This is a genomic window from Shewanella mytili (assembly GCF_046765975.1).
In the GTDB taxonomy this organism is placed as follows: Bacteria; Pseudomonadota; Gammaproteobacteria; order Enterobacterales; family Shewanellaceae; genus Shewanella; species Shewanella mytili.
Map to the genome: position 1 here is coordinate 131,232 of NZ_JBKOUD010000008.1, position 22,983 is coordinate 154,214.

At 52.6% G+C, this 22,983-nt stretch carries 22 protein-coding genes; 5 read left to right on the top strand and 17 right to left on the bottom strand.

Features of this window, described 5'->3' with window-relative positions:
• Nucleotides 1-67: 67 nt before the first annotated feature.
• Together ACIDEJ_RS09755 and ACIDEJ_RS09760 are read left to right on the top strand one after the other, a co-directional pair.
• The gene (locus tag ACIDEJ_RS09755) at nucleotides 68-661 is read left to right on the top strand and encodes a phosphoheptose isomerase (RefSeq protein WP_411987877.1); all 594 of its coding nucleotides are present in this window, start codon (nucleotides 68-70) and stop codon (nucleotides 659-661) included.
• Nucleotides 658-1,230 carry a BON domain-containing protein gene (locus ACIDEJ_RS09760; RefSeq protein ID WP_411987878.1) on the top strand — a complete coding sequence of 191 codons (573 nt, stop codon included), beginning with the start codon at nucleotides 658-660 and terminating at the stop codon, nucleotides 1,228-1,230. The genes ACIDEJ_RS09755 and ACIDEJ_RS09760 overlap by 4 nt, the downstream gene beginning before the upstream one ends.
• Nucleotides 1,231-1,321: 91 nt before the next feature.
• On the opposite strand, the gene trpS is transcribed toward ACIDEJ_RS09760, so the two are convergent.
• Genes trpS through rpe form a run of 3 tightly spaced genes read right to left on the bottom strand, consistent with a single transcriptional unit; the run spans nucleotide 1,322 to nucleotide 3,700 of the window.
• Nucleotides 1,322-2,329, bottom strand: a complete 1,008-nt coding sequence (gene trpS / locus ACIDEJ_RS09765; protein WP_411987879.1) for a tryptophan--tRNA ligase — start codon at nucleotides 2,327-2,329, stop codon at nucleotides 1,322-1,324.
• A gap of 19 nt (nucleotides 2,330-2,348) precedes the next feature.
• Complete coding sequence (locus ACIDEJ_RS09770; protein WP_411987880.1) at nucleotides 2,349-3,029, bottom strand: phosphoglycolate phosphatase; 681 nt, start codon at nucleotides 3,027-3,029, stop codon at nucleotides 2,349-2,351.
• A 2-nt stretch (nucleotides 3,030-3,031) separates the two neighbouring features.
• Nucleotides 3,032-3,700 carry a ribulose-phosphate 3-epimerase gene (rpe, locus tag ACIDEJ_RS09775; protein WP_411987881.1) on the bottom strand — a complete coding sequence of 223 codons (669 nt, stop codon included), beginning with the start codon at nucleotides 3,698-3,700 and terminating at the stop codon, nucleotides 3,032-3,034.
• Between the two features lie 223 nt (nucleotides 3,701-3,923).
• Here rpe and ACIDEJ_RS09780 point away from each other — a divergent pair, with 223 nt between their 5' ends.
• Nucleotides 3,924-4,238: a hypothetical protein gene (locus ACIDEJ_RS09780; protein ID WP_411987882.1), complete on the top strand. Its 315-nt coding sequence runs from the start codon at nucleotides 3,924-3,926 to the stop codon at nucleotides 4,236-4,238.
• Nucleotides 4,239-4,314: 76 nt separating this feature from the next.
• On the opposite strand, the gene ACIDEJ_RS09785 is transcribed toward ACIDEJ_RS09780, so the two are convergent.
• The 9 genes from ACIDEJ_RS09785 to ACIDEJ_RS09825 all read right to left on the bottom strand — a co-directional run bounded on the left by ACIDEJ_RS09785 (nucleotide 4,315) and on the right by ACIDEJ_RS09825 (nucleotide 13,370).
• A complete protein-coding gene (locus ACIDEJ_RS09785) occupies nucleotides 4,315-5,160 on the bottom strand; it encodes a Dam family site-specific DNA-(adenine-N6)-methyltransferase (protein WP_411987883.1) in 846 nt (281 codons plus the stop codon).
• Nucleotides 5,161-5,223: 63 nt separating this feature from the next.
• Nucleotides 5,224-6,678, bottom strand: coding sequence for an AAA family ATPase (locus tag ACIDEJ_RS09790; protein ID WP_411987884.1), 1,455 nt, complete (start codon nucleotides 6,676-6,678; stop codon nucleotides 5,224-5,226).
• 17 nt (nucleotides 6,679-6,695) lie between these two features.
• Nucleotides 6,696-7,775 (bottom strand): 3-dehydroquinate synthase, encoded by a 1,080-nt coding sequence (gene aroB / locus ACIDEJ_RS09795; protein ID WP_411987885.1) that lies wholly within the window; start codon nucleotides 7,773-7,775, stop codon nucleotides 6,696-6,698.
• An 8-nt stretch (nucleotides 7,776-7,783) separates the two neighbouring features.
• Entirely contained in the window at nucleotides 7,784-8,299 is a 516-nt protein-coding gene (gene aroK, locus ACIDEJ_RS09800) for a shikimate kinase AroK (protein WP_411987886.1), read from the bottom strand.
• Nucleotides 8,300-8,510: 211 nt separating this feature from the next.
• Nucleotides 8,511-10,562 carry a type IV pilus secretin PilQ gene (locus ACIDEJ_RS09805; RefSeq protein ID WP_411987887.1) on the bottom strand — a complete coding sequence of 684 codons (2,052 nt, stop codon included), beginning with the start codon at nucleotides 10,560-10,562 and terminating at the stop codon, nucleotides 8,511-8,513.
• Between the two features lie 21 nt (nucleotides 10,563-10,583).
• Nucleotides 10,584-11,099 (bottom strand): pilus assembly protein PilP, encoded by a 516-nt coding sequence (locus tag ACIDEJ_RS09810; RefSeq protein ID WP_411987888.1) that lies wholly within the window; start codon nucleotides 11,097-11,099, stop codon nucleotides 10,584-10,586.
• Nucleotides 11,096-11,713, bottom strand: a complete 618-nt coding sequence (locus tag ACIDEJ_RS09815) for a type IV pilus inner membrane component PilO (RefSeq protein ID WP_411987889.1) — start codon at nucleotides 11,711-11,713, stop codon at nucleotides 11,096-11,098. The genes ACIDEJ_RS09810 and ACIDEJ_RS09815 overlap by 4 nt, the downstream gene beginning before the upstream one ends.
• A complete protein-coding gene (locus ACIDEJ_RS09820; RefSeq protein ID WP_411987890.1) occupies nucleotides 11,710-12,303 on the bottom strand; it encodes a PilN domain-containing protein in 594 nt (197 codons plus the stop codon). The genes ACIDEJ_RS09815 and ACIDEJ_RS09820 overlap by 4 nt, the downstream gene beginning before the upstream one ends.
• Nucleotides 12,291-13,370 carry a pilus assembly protein PilM gene (locus ACIDEJ_RS09825; RefSeq protein WP_411987891.1) on the bottom strand — a complete coding sequence of 360 codons (1,080 nt, stop codon included), beginning with the start codon at nucleotides 13,368-13,370 and terminating at the stop codon, nucleotides 12,291-12,293. Before ACIDEJ_RS09825 ends, ACIDEJ_RS09820 begins: the two co-directional genes overlap by 13 nt.
• A 183-nt stretch (nucleotides 13,371-13,553) precedes the next feature.
• Here ACIDEJ_RS09825 and ACIDEJ_RS09830 point away from each other — a divergent pair, with 183 nt between their 5' ends.
• On the top strand, nucleotides 13,554-16,076 hold the full coding sequence (locus ACIDEJ_RS09830) for a penicillin-binding protein 1A (RefSeq protein WP_411987892.1): 2,523 nt from the start codon (nucleotides 13,554-13,556) through the stop codon (nucleotides 16,074-16,076).
• A 68-nt stretch (nucleotides 16,077-16,144) separates the two neighbouring features.
• Here ACIDEJ_RS09830 and argH read toward each other — a convergent pair whose 3' ends face one another.
• From argH to argC, 5 genes are all read right to left on the bottom strand, one after another.
• A complete protein-coding gene (argH, locus tag ACIDEJ_RS09835) occupies nucleotides 16,145-17,509 on the bottom strand; it encodes an argininosuccinate lyase (protein ID WP_411987893.1) in 1,365 nt (454 codons plus the stop codon).
• 62 nt (nucleotides 17,510-17,571) lie between these two features.
• Complete coding sequence (locus ACIDEJ_RS09840; RefSeq protein WP_411987894.1) at nucleotides 17,572-18,798, bottom strand: argininosuccinate synthase; 1,227 nt, start codon at nucleotides 18,796-18,798, stop codon at nucleotides 17,572-17,574.
• Between the two features lie 33 nt (nucleotides 18,799-18,831).
• On the bottom strand, nucleotides 18,832-19,737 hold the full coding sequence (locus ACIDEJ_RS09845) for an ornithine carbamoyltransferase (RefSeq protein ID WP_411987895.1): 906 nt from the start codon (nucleotides 19,735-19,737) through the stop codon (nucleotides 18,832-18,834).
• Nucleotides 19,738-19,750: 13 nt separating this feature from the next.
• Nucleotides 19,751-20,533, bottom strand: a complete 783-nt coding sequence (argB, locus tag ACIDEJ_RS09850) for an acetylglutamate kinase (RefSeq protein ID WP_411987896.1) — start codon at nucleotides 20,531-20,533, stop codon at nucleotides 19,751-19,753.
• A gap of 38 nt (nucleotides 20,534-20,571) precedes the next feature.
• Nucleotides 20,572-21,552 carry an N-acetyl-gamma-glutamyl-phosphate reductase gene (gene argC, locus ACIDEJ_RS09855; RefSeq protein ID WP_411987897.1) on the bottom strand — a complete coding sequence of 327 codons (981 nt, stop codon included), beginning with the start codon at nucleotides 21,550-21,552 and terminating at the stop codon, nucleotides 20,572-20,574.
• A 254-nt stretch (nucleotides 21,553-21,806) separates the two neighbouring features.
• Here argC and argE point away from each other — a divergent pair, with 254 nt between their 5' ends.
• On the top strand, nucleotides 21,807-22,958 hold the full coding sequence (gene argE, locus ACIDEJ_RS09860) for an acetylornithine deacetylase (RefSeq protein WP_411987898.1): 1,152 nt from the start codon (nucleotides 21,807-21,809) through the stop codon (nucleotides 22,956-22,958).
• Nucleotides 22,959-22,983: the final 25 nt, after the last annotated feature.

A 22,983-nucleotide genomic window follows, 5' to 3' on the forward strand; every position in this document is an offset into this window, starting at 1 on the left:
CTGTCGATGCCTGAAATATCTCACAGACTATGGCATGATAGTGATTCTGTCAGTGAAGGATGAACAGATGTTAGAACGTATCAAAGACTGCTTCACCGAGTCTATCCAAACCAAAATCGATGCGGCGGAAGCGTTACCTGACGACATTGAAAAAGCCACCGCCATGATGGTGAACTGCCTGCTGGGTGGCCATAAAATTCTGGCTTGCGGCAACGGCGGCAGCGCCGGTGATGCCCAGCATTTTTCAGCGGAGTTGCTCAACCGCTTTGAGATTGAACGTCCACCCCTGCCGGCACTGGCACTGACCACGGACAGCTCAACCCTGACAGCCATTGCCAACGATTACAGCTATGACGAAGTGTTTTCCAAGCAGGTACTGGCATTGGGCCAGCCCGGCGACATTCTGCTGGCCATCTCCACCAGCGGTAACTCCCGTAACGTGATTAAAGCAATGGAAGCCGCCTTGAGCCGGGACATGACCATTGTGGCACTTACCGGCAAAGACGGCGGCGCCATGGCGGGACTGCTAAGCACCAATGATGTGGAAATTCGCGTGCCTTCCAACGTTACCGCCCGCATCCAGGAAGTGCACCTGCTGGTGATCCACTGCCTGTGTGACAGCATTGACCGCACGCTTTTCCCACAGGATGACAACCAATGAGAGCATTGCTCCTGCTGAGCCTTAGCCTGTGGTTACTGGGGGGATGTGCCGGCGCCATGATGGCGGGCACGGTGGGCGGCGCGGTGATGCTCAATGATGAGCGCCCGCTTTCAACCCAACTGGACGATACCAATACCGAATTTCGAATAAGCGCCGTACTGGCCACCGATGAAGCGCTGAAATCCCAATGCAACATCAACGGCATCAGCATGAACGGCAATGTACTGCTGATTGGTCAGGCCCCTAACTCCCGACTGCGTGATCAAGCGGTTAAACAGGTGCAATCCCTGCAGTTGGGCGGCAAGATTCACAATCAAATCCGCATCGGCAATCCGGTATCCTTTACCACCCGCAGCAATGACACCTGGATCACCACCAAGGTGAAAGGGCGCATGTTGAACGACAAGAATCTGGATATGACCCGCATCAAGGTGGTCACCGAAAATGGCGAGGTGTTCTTGCTGGGGCTGGTCAGCAGGGAGCAAGGGGATTTGGCCACGGAGATTGCCCGCAACACCTCCGGTGTGCGCAAAGTCATCCGCATGTTCGACTATATCGCGACCAACTAATCTTCCCTGCACAATGGCCAACACATGGCACTAAAAAAGCCGGTAACAGTGACTGTTGCCGGCTTTTTCTTTTAGCACACCCCTGTTGCCATTACAGCAGGAACCCCAGCTTGTCGTAGGTCAGCTTCAAGGTGGCAGCAGCACGCACCCGGGCTTTTTCGGCCCCTTCGTGCAACACCTGGTTAAGGTAATCGGTATCCTCACGGTATTGCTGATAACGCTGCTGCAGCGGTTCCAGCATGGCCACTACGGCATCACCGGCAGCGGTTTTCAGATGGCCATACATTTTGCCTTCAAACTGCGCTTCCAGTGACTGGATGCTGTCGCCGGTCACCCCGGACATCAGGCTCAACAGGTTAGACACCCCGGGTTTGTTTTCCACATCAAAACGCACCACTGGTGGCTCTTCGCTGTCGGTCATCGCCTTTTTCAGCTTTTTCATCACCGCTTTGGGATCTTCCAGCAGTCCAATCACGTTATTGCGATTGTCATCGGACTTGGACATCTTCTTGGTGGGTTCCTGCAATGCCATGACTTTGGCACCCAACTCTGGAATGAACGGCTCCGGCACGGTGAAAGTATCACCGTAGGCGTTGTTGAAACGGGTGGCAATATCACGGGTCAGTTCCAGGTGCTGTTTCTGATCCTGCCCGACCGGTACCAGGTTGGCCTGGTACAGCAAAATGTCGGCGGCCATCAATACCGGATAATCAAACAGGCCCACATTCACATTATTGGCATGGCGCTGGGACTTGTCCTTGAACTGGGTCATGCGGCTCAGCTCACCCATCTGGGTGTAGCAATTGAGTGCCCAGGCCAGCTGGGTATGTTCCGGTACCTGCGATTGCATGAATACCGTGCTTTTTTGCGGGTCTACACCACATGCAAGGTACAGGGCCAGTGTATCCAGGCAGGCTTTACGCAGTTTTTGCGGGTCCTGGCGTACCGTTATCGCATGTAAATCCACCACACAGTAAATGCAATCATGGCTTTCTTGCATATTCACCCACTGCCGCAATGCGCCGATATAGTTGCCGATGGTCAATTCACCGGAAGGCTGGGCACCGCTGAATACAATAGGTTTGCTGTTACTGCTCATGATGTTTTATTTACTCCGTTTACTTTGACGCCAATAACGCCAGAATTTGCTCAAAATGATCACAGACGACATCCGGGCCGCTGAGACTGATATCTTCACCGTAGTTGTAACCGTAGGTCAAGCCGACGGCAGCCACCGATGCCGCTTTGGCTGCCCGGATATCGTTACGGGAATCCCCCACCATCAGGAATTCGTGGGTCTCCAGTTGCCATTGTTGCATCACATGCTGCAGCGGCAGCGGATCGGGCTTCATTTTATCCAGGCTGTCACCCCCAAGAATCAATGAAAACAGCGGCGCAATGCCAAAGGACTGCAATAAGGGCACGGTGAATTTGTACGGTTTATTGGTCACAATTGCCAGACGATAGCCCTGCTGGTGCAGCTTTGGCAACACCTCAGCCACACCCTCATACAAGCAGCTGTACTGATTCAGGCACTGCTGGTAATGCTGCATGAACAGCGGCATGGCCTTGTCCATCTGGGCATCGGTGGGCTCACAGCCCAGGCTGTTGTGCATGGCCCGGCGCATCAGCATGGTGGTGCCATTGCCCACCCAGTTACGCACCTGTTCATCACTGCAGGGGCTTAATGCCAAATCCTGCAATGTTGCCCGGCAAGCCGCGCCCAAATCCGGTACGCTGTCTACCAGCGTACCATCCAAATCAAACGCAATGCCTTTTATTTGTGTAAAATCTGTCATCCTTAAAGCCCTGCCAATGCCTGTCGCATTCTGTCAATTACCGCTTTGTAGTCATCCTGACCAAAAATTGCCGAACCGGCCACGAACATGTCGGCACCGGCCTTGGCAATGGCGGCGATATTGTCCTCTTTGACACCGCCATCCACTTCCAGGCGAATATCATAGCCACTTTGCTCAATGCGTTGCCGTACCTGGGCCAACTTGTCCATGGTGGCCGGAATGAAAGACTGGCCGCCAAACCCTGGGTTTACCGACATCAGCATGATAACGTCCAGTTTGTCCATCACGTAATCCAGATAGCTCAAGGGCGTGGCCGGATTAAATACCAGTCCCGCCTTGCAACCGTGGTCACGGATTAATTGTAAAGAGCGGTCCACATGCTCACTGGCTTCAGGATGGAAAGTGATGATGGAAGCGCCGGCGTTGGCAAAATCAGGGATCAGCGTGTCCACCGGTTTCACCATCAGGTGCACGTCAATATCCGCAGTAACCCCGTATTTGCGCAGCGCTTTGCATATCATCGGCCCAAAGGTGAGGTTGGGGACATAATGGTTATCCATCACATCAAAATGAATCACATCGGCACCCGCTGCCAGCACCGCATCAACCTCTGCCCCCAAACGGGCAAAGTCAGCCGACAAAATGGATGGGGCTATCAAAAAAGGTCGCATAAAATTCTCACGGGATGTTTAAGAAGTCGTCTATTTTACCCGCCAAGGCGGTCAGGCTCTAGCGAAAGCGCCATGATTATCCCGATTGCGGTCGATAAAATGGCATTTTTCTGGTCTTACCAAAAAGCTGTTTAATTTAACAGCAATTTTGATATACTCGAAAAACTGTCACATCTTCGGCGAAGGGAAAATGGCCTCTAAAATAATGCATGGCATCGTTGGCATGAAATCTGCGCTGATACTGGCAACCGCTGCCGGTAGTGTAGGGCTTACCGCCGTGACAGTGCAAACCCTGCTGATCACCGATAATTCCCGCAGCAAATACTGCAGCCAGATCACCGACTACAACACCCAACTGCCGGGCAATAGCCCCAACAACCGCTGTGCCGTGCAGGAAGATGATTTGAGCTGGGGCAGCTGGTTCAGCGGCAAAAGCCGCTCCGGACAATTCCACTTTATTGATTTGCTGGAGTTGTTGCACGGCCATGAGCGCAAACCGCTTGATGGCATATCACCGGCCAGACGTTCCGCTTTATAGCAGCTTGTCTTGGCATGGTGCGGGTAAACATGCCTTTTTCTCTCCATTTCTCACCGCTAACTAACGGCAATTTGCCTTAAACCGCGTTGTCATCCCATTGGCAGGTATGATCATAACGGGCAATCAGCTCATCCACTTTGGTGCGGGCGCTGCCCTTTTGGCTAATGTTGCGCTGCACTTGCAGTGTTTCCATCTGCGCGCCACGGTAAAGCTCCCGCGTCAGGGCAATGTCGTGATTGCTAATCACCACGGGGATCCCTTTTTCACAGGCCGTATGCCGAGAGCAACGTGCCAGAATGGCTTGATCATCCAAGCTAAAACCGGCCCCCACATAGGTGGTAAAGCTGGCGGTTGTGGATAAGGGAGCATAAGGCGGATCGCAATACACCACATCGCCGGATTGCAGCTGGGCAAACGCCTGCTCATACCCCATACACACAAATTCGGCTTTGTCGGCCTTGGCGGCAAAGGCGAGGATTTCCCGTTCGGGGAAATAGGGCTTTTTATAGGAACCAAACGGCACATTGAAAGCGCCGCGGCGGTTGTAACGACACAATCCGTTAAAACCGTGACGATTCAGGTACAAAAAACTCACGGCCCTATCAAATGCACAGCGGCTGCGGTTGAACCTGTCCCGCACTCGGTAAAAGGCATCCCGGTCGTTCATTTCAGGGACAAAAAGCTCCCCTACCGCACCGATGTAACGCTGTGGCTCACGCTGAATAATCTGGTACAGGTCAATCAAATCCTGATTGATATCGCATAGCAGATAGCTGGCGTAATGGGTGTTGAGAAAGACGGAGCCTGCGCCGACAAAAGGTTCCACCAAGCGCTGCCCTTGGGGTAAATGACGGGTGATAGCATCAACCAGCTTGAATTTTCCGCCAGCCCACTTCAAAAAGGCCCGTTGTTTTTTATTCATTTATGTGTGATGCCCACTCGTACGAAGCCGAGATTGTACCTTGTTTGCCTGTAAATATCACGGTTATGGCAAGGGTTGGGGCTGGTAGCCCTGAATGGCTTTCCACGCCCGAATCCATGCCTGCTCACCGGTTTCTTGCTGCCAGTTTTGTGCCGCAGTGAGTGCTTGCTGACGGCTGGTGAAATTGCCTTGGAGAATGACCCACCACTGCCCATGACGGCACAGCCAGATGTCCGTTCTACCGGCAGGAGCCTTGAGATAAAGTGCCGTAAGGTATTCATTGGCAGAGGCGCGCTGTTTCATGCTAACCAGCTGCAGCGTATAACCGCGCTTGGGCAGCTCGCCCACCACGGTAATGGCAGGCTCAACAGTAACACTTTGTTCGGGGGCTGCAGCCACCGGGTTTTCGGCAGCAGATACCGCGCTTGCCTGCCCGATTTCCACTGCAGCTGGCGCAGTGCTAGTGGGAATGTCCGCCGTCACCACATCAGCGGTGGCCGCCGCATCCTCCAGCAATGTACTTTTCGACTCACTAACTGGCGCCGTGTTAGGGGCCACAACTGTTTGATGTGCGGCCATCACGGCAGGGCTTGTCAGTGCCGGCAAGAGCGGCGACAACGGCGCAACGTCATCCGGGGCAATTGGAGCTGCCGTGGGGCGATAGGCTATTGGCAACCACTGCCATAATGTGTCCGGTAAGCGATAATCCCCATGGATGACTAGTGTAGCCACGGGCTGTTGGGGCAAGGGGGTCATCCACTTGCCAATGTACCAGATGGCTGACGACAGCAATAAAACGACCAGCAACAACCCCAGCGTCAACCGGCGCCATGGCCATGTTTTACGGGCACTGGGGGTTCCGTCAAGCGCCAATTGTACCAGTTGCAGCACCGCCGCCGGTGTGCCACTTTGTTGCTCCAGCTGCTTAATAACAATGCTTCTGGGGGTAAATACCGGTTGTTGTGAACGTGTCAGCAGGGTTTGGTACAAGCCTTCCCGCTCAGGCAACGACAAAGGCTCTAGCGTTACCGGCAATAACCATTGTCGTTGGGGTTTTGGCAACTGGGGCAATAACTGCTGGCCGAACCCGGCGTTAACCGCCAAGGTGAGCGTTACGGTAGCACCGGCGCATTGCAGTTGGGTCAACAACAAGCACTCCGCCCACAACGTGAGCGGCAGGTATTCGGCATCATCCACCAGTATGTGCAAAGGGGTGTGCAGTTCGGGAATAAAACGCAGCAGTGTATCCGCCAATGGTGCTTCATCGTCAAACAGGGGATCTGGCAACAACTGCATGATGATTTTACGACGGATTTCGCCGGCAGTGGCATATTGAGGGCACGCAACAAGCGCCAGATTGCAATCATCCAGCCCGTTCGCCAATGCCGTCAACAGGGTGGTTTTACCGGCCCCCTTTTCACCTTCCAGCAACACCAGTTGCTCGCCATAGCAAGCAAGGTGCTGCAATCGGTGAAGCAAGGCCTCCTGGGAGGGTAAAAGCAGTTGTTCGCCAGCCATTCACATCACCACAGTGATTAATGTTGGCGGATAACCTGTGCCAGAAGTGAATCGCTCACATCGCCAAAGACAGCTGCCTGCCCCAAGGCGGTGGGGAGCACCAGACGGATCTGACCGGCCAGGACTTTCTTATCACGCCGCATATGTTTGATAAAGCTTTCAAAATCCATGGACTGAGGCGCTTTTACCGGCAAATTAAAATTCACCAGCAGCTGTCGAATACGACGGACAATTGACGCATCCAGCAATCCCATGATGTTAGCGGTTTCAGCAGCAAGGACCGTGCCAGCCGCAACAGCTTCCCCATGGAGCCAGTTGCCGTAACCCATTTCAGCCTCAATCCCATGACCAAAGGTATGGCCGAGATTGAGCAATGCCCTCACGCCATGTTCAGTTTCATCTTCGGCCACCACTTCGGCCTTGATTTCACAACAACGGCGAATGGCGTAGGACAACGCTTGGGGGTCTAGCGCCTGAAGCTCAGCCACATGCTGCTCCAGCCAGGCAAAGAATTCCCTGTCCCAAATAATGCCATACTTGATGACTTCAGCCATCCCGGCTGCAAATTCCCGAGCGGGCAGTGTCTGCAAACACAAGGTGTCTATCAGCACCGCTTTGGGCTGATAAAACGCACCTATCATGTTTTTGCCTAACGGATGATTGACCGCGGTTTTGCCGCCAACCGATGAGTCTACCTGCGCCAGTAAAGTGGTGGGTAATTGAATAAAATCCACGCCGCGCTGATAACTGGCGGCAGCAAAGCCTGCCATGTCGCCAATCACCCCGCCCCCAAGGGCCACTATCACCACATCACGACTACAATTGTGCTCCAGTAACGCGGTAAAGATATCGTCCAGATGCGCCAGTGTCTTAAACTGCTCACCATCGGGTAATATCACCGCATGCACTTTTGCAGCGAAGGTGGACAATACATCGGTTACCCGCTGCAAATACAGCGGGCCGACAGTATCATTGGTGACAATAAACAGCGTTTTGCCGGTAAAATCCACCAGCAATGCGTCAGCCTGTTTCAACAGATCCCGGCCAATGACAATAGGGTAACTACGTGCCCCCAACGCTACCTGGATCCGTTCCATAATCGGCCTTAAAAACCTAACTGTTCAATGATTTGATTGGCAACAACCTTGGCACTTTGCTCATCGGTTTTCACCACAACATCTGCGATTTCTTCATATAACGGGTTACGCAATTCGGCCAGTTTTTCCAGCACGTCCCGCGGATTGTCCACCTGTAACAACGGGCGGCGCTTATCACGCTGTGTACGCGCCACTTGTTTGTCAATGGTGGTTTCCAGATATACCACAATGCCCCGCGCAGAGAGATAGTTACGGATATCCTTGCTCTGCACTGAGCCACCGCCGGTTGCCAGTACAATTCCCTGTTTTTCAGTTAAATCGGAGATCACCTGAGCTTCGCGACGGCGAAAACCTTCTTCACCCTCTACATCAAATACCCACGCTATGTCTGCGCCGGTGCGACTTTCAATTTCCTGATCTGAATCGTGGAATTCCAGATGCAGCATCTGTGCTAAGTGACGACCTATGGTGCTTTTACCCGCCCCCATAGGACCTACCAGAAATATATTACGTTTTTCAGCCATTTCTTATACGTCTGAATCTTATGAAAAGTTTGCCGAAAGCCGGTTCAGAGTCAAACCGACAGGATTTTTTTACCTTGCTCTATAGAGACTTGACCGGGGATTATCTCAGCTTAATGAGGCTTTAGGCAAGCATCGCCACCCATTAAAGCTAAATTATTAGCACAAAGCAAAGCCAGTGGAGGACACTGGCTTTATGGATAGTGCTGTAATATCAGAAATTTTCAATCACGATTTTGGGGGTCACAAAGATCAGTAATTCATGACGTTCATTGGCATCTGAGGTGTTACGGAACAGAGCCCCCAGTACGGGAATGTCACCCAATACCGGCACCTTGTTTACGCTATTAATCAGTTGTTGCTGATAAATACCACCCAATACAATCGTTTCACCGTTATCCACCAACACCTGAGTCCCCACTTTCTGGGTATTGATGGACACGGCTTCACCCAGCGGGGTCGTTACCACTTCCCCTTTAGAATCCTGGGTAATCTCCAAGTCTAGAATGACCCGATTATCCGGAGTGATCTGTGGGGTCACTCGCAAAGACAGCACCGCCTTTTTAAATCGCACGGTGGCGGCACCGCTGGAGGCGGACTCAACATAAGGGATTTCCACCCCTTGTTCAATATATGCCGCCTTTTGATTGGAGGTGGTGATACGGGGGCTGGCAATAATTTCGCCCTGATTTTCCTGCTCCAACGCACTCAATTCCAAATCCAAAATAGTGCCATCCGCCAATTTGGCCACATTAAACGCAATGCTGGCGGCGCTGTTGGCCCCCGCCGGCAGATTCACGTTCAAACGGTCACCCAATGCCGGCGTTGTGCCAGAAACCAGGCTTGATGCCCCTTCCAACGTGCCGGAGGTGCCTTTGTTGCCCTGCAGATCGGTAACGCCCCAGCGTACCCCCAAGTTCTGTGCCACGGTATCGCTGACCGTCACCATGCGGGACTCAATCAGTACCTGCTTGATGGGAATGTCCAACACCTTGATAAGCCGATGAACATTTTCAATGGTGGCAGCGGTATCTTTTACCAATAGGGTATTGGTGCGATCATCAACCGCAACTGAGCCACGTTCTGACAGCAAACTGGTGCCTTCGCCTTTGAGCAACTTGGCAATATCGGTCGCCTTGGCGTAATTAATTTGCAGGTATTCTGAATACAAGGGTGCCAGGCTTTGCACTTCCTGTTTGTTTTTCAGCTCCTGATTTTCACGGATAGCGATCTCTTCTGCTGGCGCCACCATTAAGATGTTGCCTTCGATACGCTTATCCAGCCCCTTGGTTTTCAAAATCAGATCCAGCGCCTGATCCCAAGGCACATTATCCAGCCGCAATGTGATGTTGCCATCAACCGTATCGCTGGTGACCAAATTGAAGTCATTGTAATCGGCCAGGATTTGCAACACGGTACGTACCGAAATGTCCTGAAAATCCAGTGACAACTTTTTACCGGTGTAAGTTTTTTCCGACTCCACTGCCGCGGCTTTTTCCGCTTTTTGCATGGTGAGGGTAAACAGATTGCCGTCCTGCTTGTAGTCGTAGGTATACGGTCCCTGGATATCAATGAGGAACCGAGAGGTCAGTTCCTCGCGGAAAGTCTCAAAACTGCGAACGGGGGTGGCAAAATCCTGCACATCCATCACATACAGCATCTCTTCTGGAATGTCTGTGTTATAGAACTTCACTTCCAGTTTTGCGCCCACTTGCTGCACATCGGCGGCAACTGAGGCATTTCCCAGTTTTACCAGCAGCTCGCCACCGTTATCCCCGGCGCGGTGAAAATCGACATTCTTGATGGTGTTTACAAATGGATTACTGGCTTTATCCGCAGGGCTCATCGCTTCATCGTTAATGGTCAAACGATAGCTGTTACCCACGATTTTGCCCTGATAGGGACGCACCTTATTCAATTGCAAATCCACCAACAACTGGTTTTGCTGCTGCGCCATGGAGACTTGTGTCACCCCAACCTGCTTAATGGGCAGCACGGATTTTTTCAGGGTGGAAATGGCATCGCTGAAGGTGAGTTTCAGCGTGGCAGGATCCGCACTGAGTTTAATTGCCGGCTCGGCCACCGGGTTGTCAAACACCAACTCCAGCTCCAGTTGATGATCAATGACCGTGTGATATTTCACATCCACAAGTTTGTTCGCCGCCAAAGCACAAGGAACAAGACTCACCATCAACACGCAGCCCCACGCAACTTTCCACCAGCTGCCTGCTGTTTCATGGGTTTTATGCACCAAAGAAAATCTCATTATTCTTTCTTCCTTTGCTTATTATTCGCCGGTCAAATCCAGACTGCTGCTGCGTTCTGTCCAGCAACCGGAACCGTCGGGAATCAATTCTGTAATTTCAATACTGCTGGGAGTGATGTTGGTAATGCGCCCGCTGAAAAGCCCCAAATGGTGGCCGGTGCTGATGCGGTATACATTGCCGTCTGCCGTTTCAATCAAGGCCCAAATGCTGTCACCGTCCCGCAGGGTACCGCGCATTTTCAAATTATCCAGCGCGTAACTTTCAAGGCGCTCTTTTGGCCGGTTAAGATCCGGTTGCAAACAGTCTTTGGTGGTATCAACGGCTTCTGCTGTCAATTCCCGCGACGGTGGCACGAAAGGGCTTCGCAATAAATCAGCATCATACTGAAAATGCTCAAATTTAGGCGGCTCCTTCAATGGCGGTATGCGTGCCACATGGTTTTGCCTGACACTTTCAACAAATTGCTGCAGGTCTGCACGGTCGCCAATGCAGCCAGCCAACAACATCGTCAACATCAGGGGCAATATCCATCTCATTTGCTTTTCCCCTTCGCCTTGGTCGCATCTTTCGCCTCTTCCTTGAAACGATAGGTTTTGGCTAACACGTCCATCGAGAGCTTGCCATCCGCCTCCCGCTTGATCACGAAATCATGCAGACTGACGATACGGGGCAATTTTGCCACGCCGCTCACCATATGGCCCATTTGATGGTAATCGCCAGTGACCGACATGCGAATGGGATACTCCACATAAAAATCCCGCTGAATTTCCGCATCCCAGTCAATGCTGTGAATTCTCAATCCCGCGTTGGTGGCTACAAATGTCAAATCATCCAGCAATCCGGGCATTTCATTTTCTGACGGCAGCATTTTCAGCAATTCTGCAAATTGCGCTTCCATCTGCTGCAACTGCTGACGATATAATTCCAGATTAGCAGCCAATTGGTATTTATTACGAAAATCTTCCCGTAATTGCTGCTCTTTGGCTTGCGCGGATTTATAGCTGTCAATAGCATCTGACACAAACAGGAAATAACCACCAACAAATACCAGAATGGCCAGAATAATGGCAAATACCACTTTGACCTGTTTGGGCCAGCCACCGATGTTTTCCATGTCCAAGTCATTGAACTGACTCAAATCAAATTTCATTTGCCTGCGCCCCCTTTACCGGCGCGGGCAGTTTTCGCCGCCATGTGTTCCACGCCCTTGATGGTCACTTTCAGGCTAAACCGTTGCAGCTCTCTTATATCGTCTTTTTGCGACACAATGGATTGCATTGTAGGGTCCTGTAACCAGGTGGATGCGGTAATCTTGCGCATCATGTTGGCAACGTTGTTATTGGACTCGCTGCGCCCTTCAATCCAGATGATGCTGCCTTTCTTTTCCACACTGGACAGGTAAACACCGGGCGGGATAACCCTGACCAATTCATCCAGTATGTGCGTTGGCAAATTGCTAGACTGCTGCAGCTCCAAAATAATTTCAGTACGTTTTTCAATATCGGCTTTGCGCTGCTTAATTTTATTAATTTCGACAATTTGTTTGTCCAGCTGCTGAATTTCATTTTGCAGATAGGCATTGCGTTGCTGTTGATCATGGGTCATCAGCCCAACGAATTGCAGCGCCAGGTATACCAACAATCCGGCCGCAATAAATACCGCTACCAAAATACCGAGATAATCCCGCTTTTGTTTTTCTCTCGCTTCTTCACGCCACGGCAGTAAGTTTATGTTCGCCATTGACCATAACTCCTTAATGCGAGACCACAAGCCACCATGTATTTACTGATATTCGGTTGCAATTGTTGTTGCAGATGCTCGTCGGCCTGCAATCCGCCCTGAAACGGATCGGCAATCACGGTGGGAATTTCCAGCTCATTGGTCAGCAGATTGGCCATGCCTTCCAGCTTGGAAGTGCCACCGCAAAGCACTAGCTGATCCACTTTATCCTTGCCGCTGGAAGTGCAGTATATCTGCAGGGTGCGCTTTATCTGTTGCAGCAGCTGGTTTTGAAACGGTGACAAGACCTCAAACATGTAATTACGGGGCAACTCCCCATCCACCTTGGCTTTTTCCGCCTGCTCATAGTTCATGCCATAGAAGGAAAGGATTGATTGTGTGAAGATTTCGCCACCAAACGCCTGTTCACGGATAAAACTGGTTTCGCCCTGCTCCACCACGGCAAACGTGGTCATATTGGCCCCGATGTCCACCAGCACCACCACCCCGTTGGCGGCCTCCGGCGGCAGTTGACCGGCAATGAGTTCGTAAGCGCGCCCCAAGGCGTAGCCTTCGACATCCACCACTTTGGCTTCCAAATCCACGGCATCGAGCACATCAATGCGGGAGTCGATATTCTCGGTACGGCAGGCGCTCAGTAATACATCCACCTTGGAGGGGTCGGTCTTATTTGCATTGAGGGTTTCAAAATCAATGGACACTTCATCGAGGGAATAGGGAATGAGGTTATCGGCCTCAATCTCAATTTGGGCTTCCATTTCTGCTTCGGTTAATGCGGCATCCATGTAGATGACCTTGGTCATCACCGCTGAACCGGAAACGGCAACCGCAACATATTTGCAGGATTTTGGCAGTTGACGCCGGAGTTGCCTTAAAGACTCGATAATGGCGTCTGTATCCCTAATATCATGGTCGCTGACGGCGCCCTTTTTCACAGGCACCGACGCGTATGCCTGTACTTTATAACTTTCAGCGGTCTTACCCAACAAAATAGCCTTGACCTCGTATGAGCCGATGTCTATGCCGACCATTTGAGGGGCTTGACGCTTCCACAGATTAGAAAGCATGATCCCTGCGCCTTATCGTTTTTGTTGCACCCAAGCGTAGCACAATCATAGTTTGATTGTGATCTTTATATAAAATTCCATTAACATTTTAAACTGTTTATTTTTTAATAATTGTAATTCACTTCACCCCAGCATCTGTGCCTTATATACTATTTAACCCTCAACAGGTTATGGAATAATCCGGTGAAGTGGTTAAAACGCATTCTTATCGCTGTTTTTAGTCTTACGCTATTGGGCATCATTGCCATTGTCGGCGCTTATTATTACGTTTTGCCCGATCTCCCAGATGTCACAACGCTAAAAACGGTCAAACTCCAAACGCCGCTGAAAGTATTCTCCAGCGACGGCAAGCTCATCTCCCAATTCGGCGAGAAGCGTCGCATCCCGCTGCAGCTTGATGAAGTCCCCAAACCTCTACTCCAGGCTTTCATTGCCACGGAAGATGCCCGTTTTTATGAGCATAAAGGTGTCGACCCCATAGGTGTCATGCGCGCGGCCTTGGTCATGTTGACCACCGGACAGAAACGCCAAGGTGCCAGTACCATTACCATGCAGGTGGCCCGCAATTTCTTTCTGACCCGGGATAAGAAGTTTATCCGCAAAGTGAAAGAAATCTTTATCGCACTTCACATAGAGCAACTCTTGACCAAGGATGAAATTCTTGAGTTGTACGTCAACCGGATTTATCTGGGACAACGGGCATACGGTGTTGGGGCGGCCGCCCAAGTCTATTATGGCAAAGATGTCAACGAACTCACGCTGGCACAGATGGCTGTTATTGCCGGTTTGCCCAAGGCCCCTTCGACCATGAACCCCATCTCTTCACCGGAGCGAGCGCTTACCCGCCGCAATGTGGTGTTAAAGCGCATGCTTGAGGTGGGTTACATTAACCAACAGGAATATACGCTGGCGGCAGACGCGCCGATTACCGCCACCTACCACGGTGCTGAAATTGATCTTTATGCCCCTTATGTTTCCGAAATGGCCCGGGACTACATGGTGCAAAAATATGGCGAAGAGGAAGCCTATACCGGTGGATACAATGTATACACCACGGTGAACTCCCACATGCAGCAGAAAGCCCAAAAAGCGCTGCGTAACAATGTATACGCCTATGATGAGCGCCATGGTTATCGCGGACCACAAACCGTACTCTGGACCGATACGCCGCCATCACAACCACAACTGCTGGAAAAATTACAGGCCACGGCGCCCTTACAGGATTTGCAACCGGCGGCGGTAATGCAGGTTGAAGCCCAGCAGGCACAAGTGTTGCTGGCTGATGGCAATACGATCACCCTGCCCTGGGAAGGACTGAACTGGGCCCGGCGCTTCATTAGTGATCGGCGCCAGGGCGCCATTCCCAAAACCGCGGAAGAGGTGCTAAAGCCTGGCGAGCAAATCTGGGTTCGCCCCATGGGTGACAGTTGGCAGCTGTCACAAATTCCCCAGGTGGCCAGCGCCATTGTATCCCTTGATCCCCACGATGGTGCCATCCGTGCCTTGGTAGGTGGTTTCAGCTTTAGCCAAAGCCAGTACAACCGGGTGGTGCAGGCCAAACGCCAATTGGGTTCCAACATCAAACCCTTCATTTATGCCACGGCGCTGGAAAAGGGATACACCCTTGCCACCCTGATTAACAACGCCCCCATCAACAAACCGGATTTAAGCCAGGGCATTGCCTGGCGGCCGAAAAACTCACCGGATGTTTACGGCGGCCCTACCCGCCTGCGTGTGGGACTGGCCCAGTCCATCAACGTAATGTCCGTCAGAACGCTGCGTTACGTGGGGCTGGATGCGGCCATTGAAAAACTGACCCGATTCGGCTTTGACCCTGCGGATTTAAACCGCAATGAATCACTGGCATTGGGTTCGCCCTCGGTAACCCCCTTGCAGGTGGTCACTGCATTTTCCAGTTTCGCTAATGGCGGGCTGTTACTGGAGCCCTACTTTATCAACCGGGTGGAAGATGCCTATGGTGACCGCATTGAGCAGGCACAGCCCGCTCTCGCCTGTAAAACTCCGGAGCCAGACCCGGCCACACCAAGCATGACGCCACAAGCAATAGCAGACGGCGCCCCGCACTTGCTGCCTTACAACTGTGACAATCCGCAAGCTCGCCGGGCTCAACGGGTCATTTCCGAACAGGTAGCATTTTTAATTACCGATGCCCTCAAAAGCGTTATCTGGGGGGGCGGCAACTGGCGACACGGCACCGGGTGGAACGGTACGGCCTGGCGTGCTGCCCGAGTGGTAAAACGCCATGATATCGCGGGGAAAACCGGTACCACCAATGAATCACGGGATACCTGGTTCAGTGGTTTCAATCCCGACTTGGTCACCACAGTATGGGTGGGATTTGATGATCACAGCCGCAAATTAGGACGGGTCGCCTGGAACCCCAATGGTGCCAAGGATCAGATTTCCGGGGCGGAATCCGGCGCCAAAACCGCAGGCCCTGCCTGGAACGAGTTTATGCATGATGTGCTGCAGGGCACCCCTGAACGTCCGATAACGCCACCCCCTGGCATTGTTTCGGTGCGCATTGATTTGGCTACCGGCAAACTGTCACGGAAAAATGATTACACCAGTGATTTTGAGTATTTCATTCAGGGCACGGAGCCCAAGGAATATGCCAATGACGGGGCAGAGGGCAACAATATTTTCCTGGATGCCGGCAGCACTGCCGAAGAGCTGTTTCACTAACTGAGCACTTAAGCAACATGTAAAAAAACGCGCCCATGGGCGCGTTTTTTTATCTCCCAGAACGGGCATTAGTATTTTTTGGCGTCCAAAGCCGCTTTTACCTGCACCACCGCCGTGCCGCCCAATACGTTGCGTTTTGCCAGGCAAGCATCAATGGTCAGGTTTGGATACACATCATCATCAATCACCGCGGCATAGGATTGCAGTGTGGCTAACGGCAAGGCTTCAATGGGCTGGCCTTCGGCAATGGCTTTGAGCACCACTTCACCCACCACATGGTGAGCTTCACGAAACGGCATGCCCTTGGATACCAGATAATCCGCCAGTTCGGTGGCGTTGGCATACCCCTGCTGCGCCGCCTGTAAAGCACGACTGCGGTTAACCTTTACGCCTTCCAGTACCAAGGTTGCCATTTTCAGGCACAAGCTCCAGCTGTCCATCACGTCAAACAGCCCTTCCTTGTCTTCCTGCATGTCCTTGTTATAGGCCAGTGGCAATGCCTTCATGGTGGTCAGAATGCCGGTAAGCGAGCCATAAACCCGGCCGGTTTTGCCACGGATGAGCTCCAGTGCATCCGGATTTTTTTTCTGGGGCATCAGCGAAGAGCCGGAGGTAACGTTATCCGCCAGTTCAATGAAGTTAGCCTCACCGGAATTGAAGAAAATCATGTCTTCCGCCATACGGCTCAAGTGCATCATGCTAATGGCGGCATCGCTGCAAAGCTCTACCACATGATCCCGGTCTGACACGCCATCAAGGCTGTTCAGGGTCGGCGCGGCAAATCCCAGACTGCTGGCCAGCGCCTGGCGATCGATGGCATAGGCGGTGCCGGCCAACGCGCCACTGCCCAGTGGACAGGTATTGAAGCGCTTCATGGTGTCCTGCAGGCGGCTCAAGTCCCGTTCAAACATTTCCACATAGGCCAAAGCCCAATGTCCCATGGTCACAGGCTGGGCACGCTGCAAATGGGTATACCCCGGCATTACCGCATCCAGTTCCCGTTCAGCAAGCGCCAGCAGGGCACTTTTCAACTGGGTCAACAAGCTGAGCAAGTGCTCGGACTCTTCCTTACACCACAGTTTGAGATCGGTCGCTACCTGGTCGTTACGGGAGCGTCCTGTATGCAGCTTTTTGCCCAAATCGCCCACTTTTTCAATCAGTTTTTGCTCTACAAAGCTGTGAATGTCTTCTGCACCTGACGCTAAAATCTGCTGAGGATTGTCTTTCACTTCCTGTCGCAGTTGCTCCAGTGCCTGCTGCAAGGATACCCGTTCCGCCTCGGTCAACACACCCACGCTGGCAATGGCGGCCGCCCAGGCCACGGACCCCTGAATATCCTGCTCCACCAAGCGATAATCCACTGGCAGAGAGTCATTGAAAAGTTGAAAAAGCTCGCTGCTTGGGCCACTGAACCGGCCACCCCATAGTGCCATGTTGAAATTCCTCGGTTACTGATAAACAAAAAGGGCGCCGAAGCGCCCCATAGCGCACAAGCTTACTTGTTGCTGTTAATGGCGCGGATACGGCTGGCCAGAGAATACAGACGGATAAAGCCTTCTGCATGTTTCTGATCATATACATCATCTTCACCAAAAGTGGCAAAGGCTTCGGAGTACAGACTGTTGGGTGAACGTTTCTTCACGGCAGTGGCCTGCCCTTTATAGAGTTTAATCACCACTTCGCCGTTCACATCCTGGGCCAGTGCTTCAGAGGCGGCCAACAGGGAGTTGCACAGCGGCGTAAACCAGCGGCCGTCATAGACCAGGTGTGCCATCTGGGCAGCGATCTGCTCACGCCAGGCACGGCTGGTTTTATCCAGCACCAGTTCTTCCACCGCGCGCAGGGCGGTCATCATGACGGTGCCACCGGGAGTTTCGTAGCAACCACGGGATTTCATCCCCACCAGGCGGTTTTCGGTAATGTCCACCCGACCAACGCCGTGAGCTGCCGCAATGTCATTGAGCTTGACCAGGGCGGCATAAGGGGACAGCTGCTCGCCGTTCACGGCAACCACCCGGCAGTCTTTCACGTCTACAGTGACATATTCGGCAGCATCCGGGGCTTCTTCCGGATCGACGGTCCAGGTCCAAACCGCTTTGCTGGGTTCATTCCATGGGCTTTCCAGCTCACCGCCTTCGGTGGAGATATGCCAGGCGTTGGCGTCACGGCTGTAGATTTTGGTGGCAGACGCGGTGGTTTTAATCTGGCGCTCTGCCAGATATGCCAGCAAATCTTCACGGCTTTGCATGGTCCATTCCCGCCAGGGTGCAATCACTTTAAGATCCGGTGCCAATGCGGCAAAACAGCCTTCGAAACGTACCTGATCATTGCCTTTGCCGGTGCAACCATGGGCCAGGGCATCAGCGCCCACTTTACGGGCAACTTCCACCTGGGCTTTGGCAATAATCGGCCGCGCCATGGAGGTACCGAGCAGGTAGGTGCCTTCGTATACGGCGCCGGTGGCAATGGTCGGGTAGATGTAATCTTCCACCAGCGCTTCTTTAAGATCCACGATATGGCACTCGGATGCGCCGGATGCCAGGGCTTTTTCCGTCAGCCCAACCAGTTCTTCCGGGTCCTGGCCCACATCGGCGCAAAAGGCGACGATTTCGCAGTTGTCATAGTTTTCTTTCAACCAAGGGATAATGGCTGAAGTATCCAAACCGCCGGAGTAAGCCAGTACCACCTTTTTCACTTGTGTTTTTTTCTGTGCAATAGACATCTTATATTTCCTGGATAAAAAGGCCTCGGGCCATCAACTTAACAATGTGACAAGTACTGCGTTCTGGGCATGCATCCGGTTTTGTGCCTGCTGCAACACCAGCGATGTCTCACCATCCATCACTTCATCTGTCACTTCCACCCCGCGATGCGCCGGCAGACAATGCATGAAGTATTTCACCTTGTATTGTTCCATCAGCGCCTGATTGACCTGATATTGGGCAAATTTGGCTTCGATGTCGGACAATTCCGTATCGTCCCCCATGGAAATCCATGTGTCGGTGTAAACCGCATCGACGTTTTCAAGGGCGCTTACATCCGGGGTTAACAACAAGCTGCCGCCGTGTGCTGCCGCCACTTCTTGTGCCTGAGTGACAACAAAACCGTCGGGAAAATTGCCTTCCGGGCAGATAACGGTCATCTGTGCGCCCAGCAATGCAACGCCCAGCATCAGCGAATGGGTCACATTGTTACCATCCCCCATGTACGCCAGCTTCAGGTGGCTCAAATCTCCCAGCACCTCTTTCAGGGTGAGCAAATCCGCCAGCGCCTGACAAGGGTGATACAGGTCTGACAGGGCATTGATCACCGGCACGCTTGCGGTGTTAGCCAAGGCATCAATGGTCAGGTGGCTGAAAGTACGCGCCACAATGGCGTCAGCCCACTGGGAGATGTTGCCGGCAAAATCGGCAACGGATTCCCGCTTGCCCAAAGCACCATTTTGTTGATCCATGTAGACACAGTGTCCGCCGAGTTTATTGATGCCGATATCGAAACTGACTCGGGTGCGCAAAGACGGCTTTTCAAACAACATCACAACGTTTTTTCCATCCAACGCATGACGGTATTCGGCGGGGTTGGCCTTGATTTTTTGTGCCAGCTCCAGCAGAGCCAACAACTGGGATTGGCTCAAGTCTTTAAGGGACAAAAGGTGCTTCATAACTAATCCTTACTTACGGTTGAATTTGTGTTCCGATGTTTTCTCCCTGGGCAAGGGCAGCCAACTGGGCTGCATCTCGCCACGAGGCCACCTGTACCGGTTGCCCCATCTGCTCCGCCACCTCCAGCGCAGCCTCTACTTTTACTTTCATGCCTTTTTCAATCACGCCCTGCTGCACCAGCTGCTGGATTTGCGCCCGGTTCAGTTGCGGGATTAACTGTCCTTTACCATCCAGCACCCCGGAAACATCCGACAACAGCACCAATTTACCGCCCACCAGTTTGGCCAAAACCGTTGCCGCTTCATCCGCATTCACGTTGAGCAATTCGCCCTGGGCGGAGATGGCGATGGAGCTGACAATGGGCAGCCAGCCCTGGGCCAGCACGAACTGCAGGTAGGCACTGTCTTTGGGGGTCACTTCACCCACCAGCCCCAGCCGTTCATCCTTGATGTTTGCTTCCACCAGATTGCCGTCTGCCAGGCTCATGCCTACCGCCACGACGCCCGCCTTAACAGCGGCGCCCTGCAGGATTTTATTGGAGGTGCCCGCCAATGCGCCGGCAACAATGGGCATCTGTTCTGGCGGAGTCACCCGCAGTCCTTCCAGTTTCACGGTTTCCATGCCATTGGCTTTTAGCTGCTCGTCCACGAGATAACCGCCGCCATGCACCAATACCACTTTTTGTCCCTGGGACAACATCTTGGCGGCCGTGTCCATCAATCGCGCCATGCCCATTTCGCACTGCATCAACGCGCCGCCGACCTTCAGAACCAACACACTGTCATTCGTGTTCATAACCCAAGCTCTCAAAAATGCCGCCTTAGCGGCTCAAATTACAGATTAAAATGAATCTTTATGCATTGAAGTGCCTGACTGGCAGCGCCTTTCATCAAATTGTCAATCGCGCTGGCAACCACTACATAACCACTGCTTTCATCAAATTTCCAGCCGATATGGCAATTTGGCGTCAGTACCACGTCGTCCACTTTGGGAAAACGCTGGCCATTGACCATCACCACGTTGGCGTCATCATATATCCGGTAAGCCTCTTCTACCTGTGCGGCCGTGGTACCGGGCTGCAACTGAGCGGTAATGGTGGCGAGGATCCCCCGCTTGAAATTGCCCAGATGCGGCGTGAAAACAACCGGATGATCCAGATAAGTGGCAATTTCGGGCTGATGGCGATGGCCCAGCACCCCATAGGGCGTAAGACTCACTTCGCAAAAGCTGGTGTGTTGCCGCGCCTTGCGCCCGGCGCCGGTAACGCCACTGACCGCATTGATGACCGGCCAGGCATCGGTCAGTAAATGGGCCAGCGGTTTCAAGGCCAGCAAAGAGGCGGTGGGGTAACAACCGGGAACCGCAATCATCCGGCTGCCAGGGATCAGCTCAGCGTTCCACTCGGCCAGCCCGTATACGGCCTGCGCCAATACCTGGGGTTGAGTATGGTTAAAACCGTACCATTTTGGGTATTGGGAAACATCCGCAAAACGGTAGGCGCCGCTAAGATCAAACACACTCAGGCCCTTTTCATAAAACCACGCGGCCAGTTCCAGGCTCACCACATGTTCGGTGGCCAGCACCACACCGTCGGCTTCAGCGGCAATTTGGGACTTGGCGGTATCGCTCAAAGGTTGCAATACATATGGCAACGGTTGGTAAACCGGATACAACTCTGTCAGTGCTTTGCCCTGATCAAAGCTGTTTTCGGACACATACAACCCTTGTACGCTCAGTCCGGCTTCCTGTTCAATCAACGCGGTTATTTGGGCCCCGGTATAGCCACTGGCACCGATGATGGCAATTTTTTTCATGGTCTCAAATCTATATCTAGTCAAAAAGAAGGGCTAAAGTCATGCCCTGGCAACAAAGCTGGATAACGGTATCCACGGTAAATGCATGGATAGGGTCGCTGTTGGTATTAAACTGAATACAGCATACAAACAGGATATTTTATTAACATGTCAGTTTTGCCTGATGACGCCGGTCTTAGCTGTCTGCTAGACTACCACACAAGTTTATTTATGCAATATATATGAATAGTTATATTGTTTGATTTGGCGGAATTATGACCACACTACCGGAACTTAAACACACATTTTCCGCACTGATTGCCGCGCCTTCTATCAGTGCCATTGAACCCGCGCAGGATCAAAGCAACAAACCCGTGCTGGATTTGCTCAGCAACTGGTTTGCCGAGCTGGGCTTTGATTGCCAGCAACAGGCCGTGCCGGACAGCCGCAACAAGCATAACCTGCTGGCGTCACTGGGCAGTGGCCGGGGGGGGCTGTTACTGGCGGGACACACGGATACCGTGCCGTTTGATGAAGGTCACTGGCAACAGGACCCCTTTGCCTTGACCGAAAAGGACGGCCGCTGGTATGGATTGGGCACCTGCGACATGAAGGGCTTTTTCGCCCTCATTCTAGAAGCCCTTAAAGACATGCCGCTGCAACAATTGCAACGGCCACTGCACATTTTAGCCAGCGCCGATGAAGAAACCACCATGAACGGTGCCAAGGCATTTGCCGCCAATGCGGCCATTCGCCCGGAATATGCCATCATCGGTGAGCCCACCAGCCTGCGGCCGGTCTACATGCACAAAGGCCATCTGGCGCAAGGGATCCGCATTACCGGGCGCAGCGGCCACTCCTCTGATCCGGCCAAGGGCCTTAATGCCATAGACGTGATGCACCAGGTAATAGGCCAGCTGTTGAAACTGAAACAGCATCTTGCTGATAACTATCGTGAAAACGCCTTTAGTGTGCCCTATCCCACCATGAACTTCGGCCATATTCACGGTGGTGATGCGGCCAACAGAATTTGTGGCTGCTGTGAGTTGCATCTGGATATCCGCCCGCTCCCCGGCATCGCGATTGCCGATTTGGAGCTGATGCTGCAGCAATACCTGTTGCCCATCTCAGAAAAATACCCGGGCACGGTGAGCATTCGCACCCTATATCCGGGCGCCGAACCTTTTGCCGACACCGCCGACTCCCCCTGGAGTCAACTGGTGGCCAAACTCTCCGGCAACGCACCGGAAGTGGTAAACTACGCCACCGAAGCACCATACATCCGCAGCCTGGGTTGCCATACGTTGGTATTGGGGCCCGGCAGCATTGAACAAGCCCATCAACCCAACGAGTTTTTGGATTTGAGTCAGATACAACCAACGGTTTCGTTGTTAAAACAGCTGATTTATCATGCTTGTATTGCATGAGGACAGCCTTTTCAGGGTGACGTGA